The sequence below is a fragment of the Streptomyces antimicrobicus genome, from assembly GCF_020532625.1.
GTDB classification, from domain to species: domain Bacteria; phylum Actinomycetota; class Actinomycetes; order Streptomycetales; family Streptomycetaceae; genus Streptomyces; species Streptomyces antimicrobicus.
Genome location: NZ_JAJAUY010000160.1, coordinates 1 through 13,540, shown reverse-complemented (window position 1 = coordinate 13,540; position 13,540 = coordinate 1). Strand labels below are relative to the sequence as shown.

The following is a 13,540-nucleotide window of genomic DNA, read 5'->3' as shown; positions in this document are numbered from 1 at the left end:
CCCGGCCGGGGCCGATCCCCGGCCGAGCCCCGTCGCCCCGCTCCGCCCGGAGGGGCCTAGCGGACCGTCAGGGTCAGGATGCGGTCGTCGGTCTGGGTGGGGGAGCCTCTGCCGTCCGTTTCGCTCGTGATCAGTAGGAGCTTGTCGCCGCCCAGGGCGATCACCGAGCGGAGGCGGCCGTACGTGCCGGTCAGGAAGGCCTCCGGGTCGGCCACGGGGCGGGTGCCGTCCAGCGGGACGCGCCAGAGCCGTTCGCCCTTGAGTGCGGCCATCCAGATCGAGCCCTCCGCCCAGGCGATCCCGCTCGGGGAGGCCTCGTCGGTGCGCCACTGGGCCACCGGGTCCTTGAACCCGGGCTTCGCGGCCTTGCCCTCGGCCTCCGGCCAGCCGTAGTTGCCGCCGGGCTCGATCAGGTTCAGCTCGTCCCAGGTGTTCTGGCCGAACTCGGCCGCCCACAGGCGTCTGTCCTTGTCCCACGCCAGGCCCTGCACGTTGCGGTGCCCGAAGGAGTAGACGACCGAGCCCGCCTGGGGATTGCCGGGCGCCGGTCTGCCGTCCGGCGTCATCCGCAGGATCTTGCCGCCGAGCGAGGAACGGTCCTGGGCCAGCCCCGTGTCACCCGTCTCGCCCGTGCCGACGTAGAGCATCTTGTCCGGGCCGAACGCGATCCGCCCGCCGTTGTGCACGAGGCCCTTGGGGATGCCGCGGAACACCGTGTCGGGCTCGTCCAGTTGCTGGCCGGCCGGTCTGCGCTCGTCGTAGCGCATCCGGGCGATCCGGTTGTCGGACGCCGTCGTGAAGTACACGTACACCTGCTTGTCCGAGGCGTACGTCGGCGACAGCGCGAGGCCGAGGAGGCCGCCCTCGCCGCCCGGGGCCACCCCGGGCACCTCACCGATCCGCGTCACCGCGCCCGTCTGCGCGTCGACCCGGCTGACGGTCCCCCGGTCCCGGGAGGCGACCAGGAGGTCGCCGTCCGGCAGCGGGGCCACGCCCCACGGCGACTCCAGGCCCTTGGCCACCTCGCCCGACACCGTCACCGACCCCTTGGCCGGCGGCCCGGACGCGGCCGGGCTCCCGGAGGGGCTGCCCGGCGGCGCGGCGGAGCCCGTCGGCGGTGCACCGGTCCCCGCGCCGCTCCCGGCGGCCCCCGAGCACCCGGCCGCCAGCAGCACTCCGCACGCGGCGAGCGCCACCGCCACCGCCATCGACCGGCGCGGGGCCGGCCCCCGACCCCGGCCCCCTACCGGTCCCCGGCCCCGCACCCGTCCTCGCCCTCGCCCTCGTCCCTCGCGCATCGTCCCGCTCCCTTCCCGTCCGCCCGATCCTGTCCGCCCGATCCTGTCCGTCACCGCTCTCAACAGGTCCGGGATCCCGCGGAGTTCCGGCAATCGCACACCCGATCGAGTGAGAATGGTCCGGCCGGAACCGGGGAAGGCACCCGCCTGCCGCCCCGCGGCGGGCGACGGCCGTCCTCAGTCCCAGGCTCCCACCGCGACCGGCAGCGCCGCGATCTCCGCCAGGTCCCGCCCGGTCAGCAGCACCCCGGCCGCCGCCGCGTTCTGGGCCGCGAACTCCGCCCGGTCGGCCCCCGGCACCGGCACCACCTGCGGGCCCTGCGCCAGCACCCAGGCCAGGGCCACCTGCGCCGCCGTGACCGACTCCCCGTGCCGCCGCGCCACCCGCCGCAGCCCCGCCACGATCACCTGGTTCGCGGCCATCGCCTCCGCCGTGAACCGCGGGTGCCGGGCCCGCGCGTCGCACTCCTCGAAGCCCTGCCCCGGCGTCAGCGTGCCCGTCAGGAACCCGCTGCCCAGCGGCATCGCCGCCAGGAACCCCACCCCCCGCGCCGCGCACCACGGCAGCAGCTGCCAGGCCGCCTCCGGCGACCACACCGACAGCTCCGCCTGGACCGCGCTCACCGGGAACACCTGCTGCACCCGCTCCAGCTGCCGCAGCGTCACCCCGTACGCCCGGTCCCCGCGCCGCCCCGCGCCCGGCCCGGCCTCCGCGCCGACCGCGCAGTAGCCCAGCGCCCGCACCTTCCCGGCGCCGACCAGCTCGGCCATCGCCCCCCAGGTCTCCTCCACCGGCACCTCGGGATCCACCCGGTGCAGCTGGTAGAGGTCGATCACATCGGTCTGCAGCCGCCGCAGCGAGGCGTCGCAGGCCCGCCGCACGTAGCTGGGCCGGCCGTTGGCCACCACGTGCTGGTCGCCCACCCGCAGCCCGACCTTGGTGGACACGAAGGCCTCGGCCCGCCGCTCCCGCAGCACCCGCCCGACCAGCAGCTCGTTGGTGAACGGCCCGTACATGTCGGCCGTGTCCAGCAGGTTCGCGCCCCCGTCCAGCGCCGCGTGCACGGTCCGCAGCGACTCCGTGCCCTGCCGGCGCGAAGCGGCGTAGCCCCAGCTCATCGGCATGCAGCCGAGCCCGATCGCGCCGACGGTCAGCGCCGACGCCCCGATTGACCTGCGCTCCAACGCCTCGTCCCCCTCCGTCTCCCGCCCCCCAAAGTAACGGCTTGATCGCGATGCCCTTCGCATAGCCTCGGGATCATGACTGCGACGATCCCGGACGTCTGGCTGCCCTTCCCCGCCGGCGAGGTCCCCGGACTGCCCGACGCCTTCCGCTACCGCCACTGGGACGGGGAGGAGGAGTTCCCCGCCGACCCGGCCGCCTGCGTCTTCTACGTCACCCCCTACATGAAGTCGCCCGAGGTCACGATGCGCCCCACCGCGCGCATGCCGCGCCTGGAGGTGCTGCAGACCCTCACCGCCGGCATCGACCACGTCCTCGGCGGGCTCGGCGCCCTGCACCCCGGGGTCACGTTGTGCAACGCGCGCGGCGTGCACGACGCCAGCACCGCCGAACTCGCCCTCACCCTCACCCTCGCCTCCCTGCGCGGCATCCCCGGCATGGTCCGCGGCCAGGACCGCGAGCAGTGGCGGTTCGGCTTCTACGAGGCCCTCGCGGACAAGTCCGTACTGATCGTGGGCTACGGGGCCGTCGGCGAGGCGATCGAGGACCGGCTCGCACCGTTCGAGTGCGCGCGGGTGATGCGTGTCGCGCGCTCCGGGCGCGCCACCGTGCGCGGTCCTGTGCACGCCCTCACCGAACTGCCGGGCCTGCTCCCCGAGGCGGACGTGGTGATCCTGTGCACCCCGCTCACCGAGCGGACGCGGGGGCTGGCCGGGGCGCAGTTCCTGGGGCGGATGAAGGACGGCGCCCTGCTGGTGAACGTGGCCCGCGGCCCGGTCGTGGACACCGGGGCGCTGCTGGCGGAGCTGGAGTCGGGCCGGCTGCGCGCCGCGCTCGACGTCACCGACCCGGAGCCGCTGCCCGCCGGGCACCCGCTCTGGCACGCCCCGAACGTCCTGATCACTCCTCACGTGGGGGGCAGCAGCTCGGCGTTCGAGCCGAGGGCCAAACGGCTGATCGCGCGGCAGCTCACCCGGTTCGCCGCGGGCGAGTCGCTCGAAAACGCGGTATTGATCACCGACTGAGTCCGCTTGTGCACACTCCGCGCTCGTTCGAGCGCGGACCGTGCCCACAACTCCTCATATGGTAACGCAGCGTAGAGCTTCTATATCCCTGAGTGACGAAAGTGGTGTATCGTCCGGAACAAGGGGCTGCGCCACGAACGTCTGGCGCTGGGGAGTGATCGGACACTTTGGGGGGCGACGGGCGATGCACGGCCAATGGACGAACGACCCGACGCGGCAGAGCCGCCCGGCGCACCGCGGGTGCGCGCCGGAACGAGCCGCCGAGGCGGACCGGTGAGCCCCCCGGGGACGCTCGTGGCCCCGTCGGCCACGACCGGTGCCGACGGGGGCAGCAGGAGTCTGACGGCCCAGCTGCTGCTCGCCCTCCTCTGCGGCGGCTATGCCGTCGGCGCCGGCCTCGGCTGGGGCTCGGAGCGGCTCGCGCTCTTCATGGGCGACTTCGGCCTCGCCGCCGCCGGCGCCCTGGCCGCCGTCTCCTGCTACCACTACGCCCGGACGAACCGCAGCCGCGAGCGCCCTGCCTGGCTGCTGTTCGCCTTCTCCTCGCTCATGGGCGCCTGCGGCAACGCGGTCTGGGGCTGGTACGAGGTCGTCCTCGGCCGCCCCGTGCCCCAGCCCTCCGTGGCCGACTTCGCCTTCCTCTGCTTCGCGCCGCCCGCCATCGTCGGCCTGCTCGTCCTCGCCAAGCGTCCCGTGACCCGGGCCGGATGGGTCTGCCTCGCGCTCGACTCCTGGCTCATCGGCGGCTCGCTGCTGACCCTGTCCTGGAGCCTGGCCCTCGCGCACGCCGCGCAGACCGCCCAGGACGGCGCCCCCGGCAGCGTCCCGCGGGCCGCGCTCTCGCTCGCCTACCCGCTGCTGGACATCGCCCTCGTCTCGATGGTGCTGGTCCTGCACTTCCGGCGCTCCCCGGGCAACCGCTCGGCGGTCAACACCGCCATCGCCGCCCTCGCCCTCACCGTCCTCAGCGACGCGCTGTTCACCTCACCGCTGCTGCGCGCCAACTACCAGTCCGGGCAGCTGCTCGACGCCGGCTGGTTCGCCGGCTCGCTGCTCCTGGCGTACGCGCCCTGGGGCGCCCGCCGGTTCGGGTACGGCGCGGAGGGCACCGGGCACCCGCGCGGCCACCGCCCGGTCAGCCGCCCCATCACGGGCTCGCTGCCCGCCCTGACGCCGTACCTCGCGGCCGCCGTGTGCACGCTGGGCATCCTCTACAACGTCGACGGCCGCAAGATCGACCGGATGGTCGTCTTCACCGGCTGCACGGTCGTCCTCGCCCTCGTGGTCCGCCAGGGCATCATGCTCCTGGACAACATCGCGCTCACGCAGGAGCTGGCCCAGAAGGAGAACCACTTCCGCTCCCTGGTCCAGGGCTCCAGCGACGTCATCATGATCGCCGCGCCCACCGGCACCCTGCGCTACGTCAGCCCCGCCGCCGCCGGGGTCTACGGCCGGGACGCCGAGGAACTCGTCGGCACCCAGCTGGCCGATCTGATCCACCCCGACGACCTGGGCAGAGTCGTCCACGAGGTGCGCCGCTTCCTGGCCGCGCCGCCCGCCGAGGAGCCGACCACCCGCATCGAGTGCCGGTTCAAGTCCGGCAGCGGCGAATGGCTGAACGTGGAGTCCACGGTCAACCGCCACCAGGGCGGCCTGATCCTCAACAGCCGGGACGTCACCGAACGGGTCCGGCTCCAGGCCCAGCTCCAGCACAGCGCCGAGCACGACCCGCTCACCGACCTGCCCAACCGGGCCCTGTTCACCCGCCGGGTCCGCCAGGCCCTGACCGGCCGCCGCGCCGGCGACCACAGCACGGCCGTGCTCTTCATCGACCTCGACGGCTTCAAGGCCGTCAACGACACGATCGGCCACCAGGCCGGCGACGAGCTGCTCGTCGAGGCCGCCCGCCGGCTCCAGGACTCCGTCCGGGCCGGGGACACCGCGGCCCGCCTGGGCGGCGACGAGTTCGCCGCGCTGATCCTCGGCGACGGCAGCCGGGACCGCAGCGCCCGCGAGTACCAGGTCCACGAGATCGCCGACCGGCTGCGCGCCACGCTGTCCCAGCCGTACCGCATCGCGGGCCACGAGGTGCGGGTCGCCGCCAGCATCGGGGTCGCCTTCGCCGACCCCGGCATCACCCCCTCCGACCTCATGCGCAACGCCGACCTGGCGATGTACCGGGCCAAGGCGGGCGGCAAGGACCGGGTCGAGCTCTACGCCCCCCAGATGGAGGCCGAGGTGGTCCGCAGGGCCGAGCTGGCCGGGCGGCTGCGCAGCGCGCTCCACGACGGCGAGTTCGCCCTGCTCCACCAGCCCGTCGTGTGCCTGACGACCGGCGAGATCACCGCCGTCTCGGCGCAGGCCCGCTGGCGCTCGGCCCAGGGCATCCTCTTCACCCCCGCGGAGTTCCTGCGGGTCGCCGAGCAGAACGAAGGCGCGGCCGGCCCCGACCGGCCGGGCGGACCGGCCGGACCGCCCGGGGCCGCCGGCCGGACCGCGGAGCTCGGGCGCTGGCTGCTGGAGGAGGCCGTGGAACAGGCCGCCGACCGCCGCCACGCCGGGCACGACGTGCCCGTCGCCGTCCGCATGACCGCCCAGCGGCTGCTGGACAAGGCCGTACCGCTCGGCTCCGTCGAGGCCCTGCTCGCCCGGCACGGCGTCCCCTCCGGCGCGCTGGTGCTGGAGCTGGCCCTGAGCGACCCCCGGGTGCCCTTCGACGACCTGGAGCGGCGCCTGACGGCCCTGCGCCGGCTGGGGGTGCGGATCGCCCTGGACGGCATCGGCAGCGGCTACGCGGCGATCAGTGCCCTGCGCCGGCTCCCGGTGGACATGCTCAAGCTCGACCGGGGCCTGGTCGAAGGGGTGGTGGAATCGGCCAGACTGCACAAGATCACCGCAGGTTTGTTGCGCATTGCAAATGACCTGGGCATGCAATCGGTGGCCGACGGGGTGGACCTCCCCGAGCAGGTGCTGGCCCTGCGCGCCATGGGGTGCACCCACGGCCAGGGCGCGGCGTTTTCCGGCCCCCTGGACGAATACCGGCTGCGCCGGGCCCTGGCGAGGAGTACGTTTCCAGTACCGGGCGGGGCGGCCCAGCCTGCCTTGGCCGGCGGTTCCCTGGGGGGCTCGATGGCCATCCGTAGAGGCTCAAATAATGAGACGCCCGTCCCACCCACTTGACATCGACCTCCCGGCAGAGGGAGGGTCAGTGCCATGCGCACCCGAATTCTCGTACTTGGAAAGCGCGTCGGCTGAAGCTGGGACCGACATGTCCTCGCTCAACACACCCGACGCGCTCCCCTCGCTTGCCTGACGGCACGAGGGGTTTTTTGTTGCACTGGCACACGTCGCATACCACTGCATACGCCGCATAGCCGATCCTCGTATAACCCTCAGCTTCGAGAAGAGAACGCAGATGACCGAGCAGGCCACCGGGGCCCACCATCCGCAGCCGCGGGCCCGTTCCGCCGGCGGACAGCAGCCCGCCGCAGTTGAGCACGTCACGGGTGCGCAGTCCCTCATCCGTTCTCTCGAAGAGGTGGGGTGCGACACCGTCTTCGGCATCCCGGGCGGCGCCATCCTCCCCGCGTACGACCCGATGATGGACTCCCAGAAGGTCCGTCACATCCTGGTCCGCCACGAGCAGGGCGCCGGCCACGCCGCGACCGGCTACGCGCAGGCCACCGGCAAGGTCGGTGTCTGCATGGCCACCTCCGGCCCGGGCGCCACCAACCTCGTCACGCCGATCGCCGACGCCCACATGGACTCCGTCCCGCTCGTCGCGATCACCGGCCAGGTCTCCTCCAAGGCGATCGGCACCGACGCCTTCCAGGAGGCGGACATCGTCGGCATCACCATGCCGATCACCAAGCACAACTTCCTGGTCACCCGGGCGGAGGACATCCCGCGGACGATCGCCGAGGCGTTCCACATCGCCTCCACCGGCCGCCCCGGCCCGGTCCTGGTCGACATCGCCAAGGACGCCCTCCAGGCCCGCACCACCTTCAGCTGGCCGCCCGCCACCGACCTGCCCGGCTACCGGCCGGTCACCAAGCCGCACGCCAAGCAGATCCGCGAGGCCGCCAAGCTGATCGTCCAGGCCAAGCGCCCGATCCTGTACGTCGGCGGCGGCGTGATGAAGTCCGGCGCCACCGCCGAGCTGAAGGTCCTCGCCGAGCTCACCGGGGTCCCCGTCACCACCACCCTGATGGCGCTGGGCTCCTTCCCCGACAGCCACCCCCTGCACGTCGGCATGCCCGGCATGCACGGCGCGGTCACCGCCGTCGCCGCCCTGCAGAAGGCCGACCTGCTCATCGCCCTCGGCACCCGCTTCGACGACCGCGTCACCGGCAAGCTCGACAGCTTCGCCCCGTTCGCCAAGGTCATCCACGCGGACATCGACCCCGCCGAGATCGGCAAGAACAAGGCCGTCGACGTCCCGATCGTCGGCGACGCCCGCGAGGTCATCGCCGACCTGATCCAGGCCGTCCAGCAGGAGCACACCGACGGCAACACCGGCGACTACACCGCCTGGTGGAAGGACCTCAACCGCTGGCGCGAGACGTACCCGCTCGGCTACGACCTGCCCGAGGACGGCATGCTCTCCCCGCAGCAGGTCATCGAGCGGATCGGCCAGCTCGCGCCGCAGGGCACCATCTACGCGGCCGGCGTCGGCCAGCACCAGATGTGGGCCTCGCACTTCGTCAACTACGAGGAGCCCCGCACCTGGCTGAACTCCGGCGGCGCCGGAACCATGGGCTACGCGGTCCCCGCCGCGATGGGCGCCAAGGTCGGCATGCCGGACCGCACGGTCTGGGCGATCGACGGCGACGGCTGCTTCCAGATGACCAATCAGGAACTGGTCACCTGCGCGCTGAACAACATCCCGATCAAGGTCGCCATCATCAACAACGGCGCCCTGGGCATGGTCCGCCAGTGGCAGACGCTGTTCTACAACCAGCGCTACTCCAACACCGTCCTGCACGCCGACGAGACCGGCCACGACACGGTCGGCTCCCAGCTCGGCGAGTCCACCGCCCCCCGCAAGGGCACCCGCGTCCCGGACTTCGTCAAGCTCTCCGAGGCGATGGGCTGCGTGGCCCTGCGCTGCGAGGACCCGGCCGACCTCGACAAGGTCATCGCCGAGGCCAACGCCATCAACGACCGTACGGTGGTCATCGACTTCATCGTCCACGAGGACGCCATGGTGTGGCCGATGGTCGCCGCCGGCACCTCCAACGACGAGGTCATGGCCGCCCGGGGCGTCCGCCCCGACTTCGGCGACAGCGAAGACGACTGAGCCGAGAGAGCGAAAGAGAGAGAACGACTCACATGTCCAAGCACACGCTCTCCGTCCTGGTCGAGAACACGCCCGGCATCCTCGCCCGGATCGCCGCCCTGTTCTCCCGCCGCGGGTTCAACATCGACTCCCTCGCGGTCGGTGTCACCGAGCACCCCGACATCTCGCGGATCACGATCGTCGTGAACGTCGAGGACCTCCCGCTGGAGCAGGTCACCAAGCAGCTCAACAAGCTGGTCAACGTGCTGAAGATCGTCGAGCTGGAGCCGTCCGCCGCGATCCAGCGCGAGCTGGTCCTGGTGAAGGTCCGCGCCGACAACGAGACCCGCTCGCAGATCGTCGAGATCGTCCAGCTCTTCCGCGCCAAGACCGTCGACGTCTCCCCGGAGGCCGTCACCATCGAGGCCACCGGGGGCGCGGACAAGCTCGAGGCCATGCTCAAGATGCTGGAGCCGTTCGGCATCAAGGAGCTCGTCCAGTCCGGCACCATCGCCATAGGGCGTGGCGGGCGGTCCATCACGGACCGCAGCCTGCGGGCCCTGGAACGCAGCGCCTGACCCACCCGGCCGGGCCCCGGCCCGACCTCTCGCATGGCGAGACCAGCACACCGAATTCCGCTCGCCACCGTACGGTGGGGGCAACATCAGCGCACCAAGGAGATATCGCAGTGGCCGAGCTGTTCTACGAGAAGGACGCCGACCTTTCCATCATCCAGGGCCGTAAGGTCGCGGTCATCGGCTACGGCAGCCAGGGCCACGCCCACGCGCTGTCGCTGCGCGACTCCGGCGTCGACGTCCGCGTCGGCCTGCAGGAGGGCTCCAAGTCCAAGGCGAAGGCCGAGGAGCAGGGTCTGCGCGTCGTCTCGGTGGCCCAGGCCGCCGAGGAGGCGGACGTCATCATGATCCTGACCCCGGACCCGATCCAGGCGAAGGTCTACGAGGAGTCCGTCAAGGACCACCTCAAGGACGGCGACGCGCTGTTCTTCGGCCACGGCTTCAACGTCCGCTACGGCTTCATCAAGCCCCCGGCCAACGTCGACGTCGCCCTGGTCGCCCCCAAGGGCCCCGGTCACCTGGTCCGCCGTCAGTACGAGGAGGGCCGCGGCGTTCCGTGCATCGCCGCCGTGGAGCAGGACTACACGGGCAACGCCTTCGCGCTCGCGCTGTCGTACGCCGCCGGCATCGGCGGCACCCGCGCCGGTGTCATCAAGACCACCTTCACCGAGGAGACCGAGACCGACCTGTTCGGTGAGCAGGCCGTCCTCTGCGGTGGTGCCTCCGCCCTGGTCAAGGCCGGCTTCGAGGTGCTGACCGAGGCCGGTTACCAGCCGGAGATCGCGTACTTCGAGTGCCTGCACGAGCTCAAGCTCATCGTCGACCTCATGTACGAGGGCGGCCTGGAGAAGATGCGCTGGTCCGTCTCCGAGACCGCCGAGTGGGGCGACTACATCACCGGCCCGCGCATCATCACCGACGCCACCAAGGCCGAGATGAAGAAGGTCCTCGCCGAGATCCAGGACGGCACGTTCGCCGAGACCTGGATGGCCGAGTACCAGGCCGGTCTGCCGAAGTACAACGAGTACAAGAAGGCCGACGAGGAGCACCTGCTGGAGACCACCGGCAAGAAGCTGCGCAAGCTGATGAGCTGGGTCTCCGACGAGGAGAAGTAAGCCGCGCGAAGGGGCCGGGACGCACGTGTCCCGGCCCCTTTGTCCACCTCGGCGAGATGTGCTTGTCCACCCTGGCCAACCCCGGACGGGTGATCTCTCCGGACAGGCGGAAAACCGGCCCCCCAGCGCTACTACACTGCTCAACACATACGCGTCAGGCCCACAGTGTCGTGCGTCTTCCACGCGGCTACCCCCTCCACCGCCGCGGCCGTCGGGACGGCCGTCCGCACTGGATATGTGAGGACCCACGTGAGCTCGAAACCTGTCGTACTGATCGCCGAAGAGCTGTCGCCCGCCACCGTCGAGGCGCTCGGCCCGGACTTCGAGATCCGGCACTGCAACGGCGCCGACCGCGCGGAGCTGCTGCCCGCCATCGCGGACGTCGACGCGATCCTCGTCCGCTCGGCGACCAAGGTCGACGCCGAGGCGATCGCCGCCGCCAAGAAGCTGAAGGTCATCGCCCGCGCCGGCGTCGGCCTCGACAACGTCGACGTCTCCACCGCCACCAAGGCCGGTGTGATGGTCGTCAACGCCCCGACCTCCAACATCGTCACCGCCGCCGAGCTCGCCTGCGGTCTGCTGATCGCCACCGCCCGGCACATCCCGCAGGCCAACACCGCCCTGAAGAACGGCGAGTGGAAGCGCAGCAAGTACACGGGCGTCGAGCTCAGCGAGAAGACCCTCGGTGTCGTCGGCCTCGGCCGCATCGGTGTCCTGGTCGCCCAGCGGATGTCCGCCTTCGGCATGAAGGTCGTCGCCTACGACCCCTACGTCCAGCCCGCGCGCGCCGCGCAGATGGGCGTCAAGATGCTCTCGCTCGACGAGCTGCTGGAGGTCGCCGACTTCATCACCGTGCACCTGCCCAAGACCCCCGAGACCCTCGGTCTCATCGGGGACGAGGCCCTGCACAAGGTGAAGCCGTCCGTCCGGATCGTCAACGCCGCCCGCGGCGGGATCGTGGACGAGGCCGCGCTCTTCTCGGCCCTGAAGGAGGGCCGCGTCGCCGGTGCCGGTCTCGACGTGTACGCGAAGGAGCCCTGCACGGACTCCCCGCTCTTCGAGCTCGACCAGGTCGTGTGCACCCCGCACCTCGGCGCGTCCACGGACGAGGCCCAGGAGAAGGCCGGTATCGCGGTCGCCAGGTCGGTGCGGCTCGCGCTCGCCGGCGAGCTGGTGCCGGACGCGGTCAACGTCCAGGGCGGCGTCATCGCCGAGGACGTCCGCCCGGGCCTGCCGCTCGCCGAGAAGCTCGGCCGGATCTTCACCGCGCTGGCGGGCGAGGTCGCGGTCCGCCTCGACGTCGAGGTCTGCGGCGAGATCACCCAGCACGACGTGAAGGTGCTGGAACTCTCCGCCCTCAAGGGCGTCTTCGAGGACGTGGTCGACGAGACCGTCTCCTACGTCAACGCCCCGCTGTTCGCGCAGGAGCGCGGGGTCGAGGTCCGCCTGACCACCAGCTCGGAGTCCCCGGACCACCGCAACGTGGTGATCGTGCGCGGCACCCTGTCCGACGGCCAGGAGGTCTCGGTCGCCGGCACCCTGGCCGGCCCCAAGCACCTGCAGAAGATCGTGGGCGTCGGCGAGTACGACGTGGACCTGGCCCTGGCCGACCACATGGTCGTGCTGCGCTACACCGACCGCCCGGGTGTCGTCGGCGCCGTCGGCCGGGTGCTCGGCGAGGCCGGGCTCAACATCGCCGGCATGCAGGTCGCCCGTACCGAGGAGCACGGCGAGGCGCTCGCGGTGCTGACCGTGGACGCGGCCGTGCCGGCGGGTGTCCTGGCGGACATCGCCGAGGAGATCGGCGCCACCTCCGCCCGCTCGGTCAACCTGGGCTGAGACCGGCACCGGTCGGCGGCGCAAGCGGCTGGACGAAAGGAAGGGCCCGGGGTCTGACCCCGGGCCCTTCCCGCGTCTGCGGTTCCCTCCCGCACGCCGATGCCGGCGCACAGGCGTGGACGACCGTCCCATACAGCCGTCTTGGACTGCCGTCTGGAACATGTGTCTTGGTAGGGTCCGGGCATGGGACACAAGGAAGATCTCCTCGAAGGCGCGAAGAAGTGCCTGGTGGAGAAGGGGTTCGTGCGGACCACGGCACGCGACGTCGTGGCCGCCTCGGGGGCCAACCTCGCCTCGATCGGCTACCACTACGGCTCCAAGGACGCCCTGCTCACCCAGGCCTTCGTCGAGCTGGTGCAGGAGTGGGGCGAGAACTTCTCGCCGGAGCGGCCGGGGGAGGGCGGCTCGCTGGAGCGCTTCCGCGGGGTCTGGGAAGGGGTGCTCGCCCACCGGGAGCAGGCCCGGCCGGTCTGGGGCGCCAGCCTGGAGGTGGCCCTCCAGCCCGAGCGGCTGCCCGAGCTGCGGGCCCTGCTCGCGGCCTCGCAGGGCGAGGGGCGGCGGGGGCTGGTGTCGCTGCTGACCGACCTCCCGGAGGAGGACCTCACCGACCGCGACGTGCGCACCCTCGGCGCGTTCTACCAGGCGCTGCTGAACGGGCTGATGGTCCAGTGGATGTTCGACCCCGAGTCGGCCCCCTCCGCCGAGGAGCTCACCGAGGGCATGCGCCGGGCCGCCGAGGGCGTGCTGCGCCGCTCGTCGTAGGGCCCGGCGGGGAGCGGCCCGGCGGGCGGAGCGGCCCGGCCGACGGAGGGGCCAGGACCCGGGCCAGAACGCCCGCCCGGCCCCGGGCGTCGGCGGTCTCAGCCCAGCAGGCGGGCCGACTTCAGTGCCATGTGCAGCAGCAGCCGGTCCTCGCCCTCGTCCAGGTCGAGCCCGGTGAGCTGCTCCACCCGTGACAGCCGGTAGTACAGGGTCTGGCGGTGGATGCCCAGGGCCGCCGCCGCCCGGCCGGCCTGCCCGGCGCAGTCCAGGAACACCTCGGCGGTCCGGGCCAGTTCCGGATGGCCCGGGTGCAGCAGGGCCCGCGTCGCCGGGTCCGGCGCGGCGGCCGTGGCGAGCGCGGCCAGCATCCGGTACGGGCCGATCTCCGCCCACCGGGCCACCGGGCCCAGCCGCGGCTGGGCCACCCCGGCCCGGGCCGCCGCCACCGCCTGCTCCCAGGCCCGG

10 protein-coding genes are annotated in these 13,540 nt (G+C 72.3%); 7 read left to right on the top strand and 3 right to left on the bottom strand.

The window, feature by feature from the left end; translation table 11 throughout:
• Positions 1 to 56: 56 nt before the first annotated feature.
• Positions 57 to 1,208: a PQQ-dependent sugar dehydrogenase gene (locus tag LG632_RS26675; RefSeq protein WP_226730105.1), complete on the bottom strand. Its 1,152-nt coding sequence runs from the start codon at positions 1,206 to 1,208 to the stop codon at positions 57 to 59.
• A 267-nt stretch (positions 1,209 to 1,475) separates the two neighbouring features.
• The gene (locus tag LG632_RS26670) at positions 1,476 to 2,483 is read right to left on the bottom strand and encodes an aldo/keto reductase (protein WP_226730104.1); all 1,008 of its coding nucleotides are present in this window, start codon (positions 2,481 to 2,483) and stop codon (positions 1,476 to 1,478) included.
• Between the two features lie 75 nt (positions 2,484 to 2,558).
• Between LG632_RS26670 and LG632_RS26665 the strand changes: the two genes are divergently transcribed.
• The 7 genes from LG632_RS26665 (at position 2,559) to LG632_RS26635 (ending at position 13,075) form a co-directional block, all read left to right on the top strand.
• A complete protein-coding gene (locus tag LG632_RS26665; RefSeq protein ID WP_226730103.1) occupies positions 2,559 to 3,506 on the top strand; it encodes a 2-hydroxyacid dehydrogenase in 948 nt (315 codons plus the stop codon).
• Between the two features lie 273 nt (positions 3,507 to 3,779).
• Positions 3,780 to 6,686 carry a putative bifunctional diguanylate cyclase/phosphodiesterase gene (locus LG632_RS26660; protein ID WP_226730102.1) on the top strand — a complete coding sequence of 969 codons (2,907 nt, stop codon included), beginning with the start codon at positions 3,780 to 3,782 and terminating at the stop codon, positions 6,684 to 6,686.
• Between the two features lie 235 nt (positions 6,687 to 6,921).
• Positions 6,922 to 8,805, top strand: a complete 1,884-nt coding sequence (locus LG632_RS26655) for an acetolactate synthase large subunit (protein ID WP_226730101.1) — start codon at positions 6,922 to 6,924, stop codon at positions 8,803 to 8,805.
• A 32-nt stretch (positions 8,806 to 8,837) separates the two neighbouring features.
• Positions 8,838 to 9,362 carry an acetolactate synthase small subunit gene (gene ilvN / locus LG632_RS26650; protein ID WP_226730100.1) on the top strand — a complete coding sequence of 175 codons (525 nt, stop codon included), beginning with the start codon at positions 8,838 to 8,840 and terminating at the stop codon, positions 9,360 to 9,362.
• A gap of 110 nt (positions 9,363 to 9,472) precedes the next feature.
• Positions 9,473 to 10,474, top strand: coding sequence for a ketol-acid reductoisomerase (gene ilvC, locus LG632_RS26645; protein WP_226730099.1), 1,002 nt, complete (start codon positions 9,473 to 9,475; stop codon positions 10,472 to 10,474).
• Between the two features lie 249 nt (positions 10,475 to 10,723).
• Complete coding sequence (gene serA / locus LG632_RS26640) at positions 10,724 to 12,313, top strand: phosphoglycerate dehydrogenase (protein ID WP_226730098.1); 1,590 nt, start codon at positions 10,724 to 10,726, stop codon at positions 12,311 to 12,313.
• 183 nt (positions 12,314 to 12,496) lie between these two features.
• Complete coding sequence (locus tag LG632_RS26635) at positions 12,497 to 13,075, top strand: TetR/AcrR family transcriptional regulator (protein WP_226730097.1); 579 nt, start codon at positions 12,497 to 12,499, stop codon at positions 13,073 to 13,075.
• Between the two features lie 98 nt (positions 13,076 to 13,173).
• On the opposite strand, the gene LG632_RS26630 is transcribed toward LG632_RS26635, so the two are convergent.
• Positions 13,174 to 13,540: helix-turn-helix domain-containing protein (locus LG632_RS26630; RefSeq protein WP_226730096.1), on the bottom strand; the 367-nt coding region annotated here is incomplete at its 5' end.

Coding starts and splice junctions, on each gene's coding strand:
- ilvN (WP_226730100.1), top strand. CDS start 8,838: ATGTCCAAGCACACGCTCTCCGTCCTGGTCGAGAACACGCCCGGCATC.
- LG632_RS26665 (WP_226730103.1), top strand. CDS start 2,559: ATGACTGCGACGATCCCGGACGTCTGGCTGCCCTTCCCCGCCGGCGAG.
- LG632_RS26655 (WP_226730101.1), top strand. CDS start 6,922: ATGACCGAGCAGGCCACCGGGGCCCACCATCCGCAGCCGCGGGCCCGT.
- LG632_RS26675 (WP_226730105.1), bottom strand. CDS start 1,208: ATGGCGGTGGCGGTGGCGCTCGCCGCGTGCGGAGTGCTGCTGGCGGCC.
- LG632_RS26635 (WP_226730097.1), top strand. CDS start 12,497: ATGGGACACAAGGAAGATCTCCTCGAAGGCGCGAAGAAGTGCCTGGTG.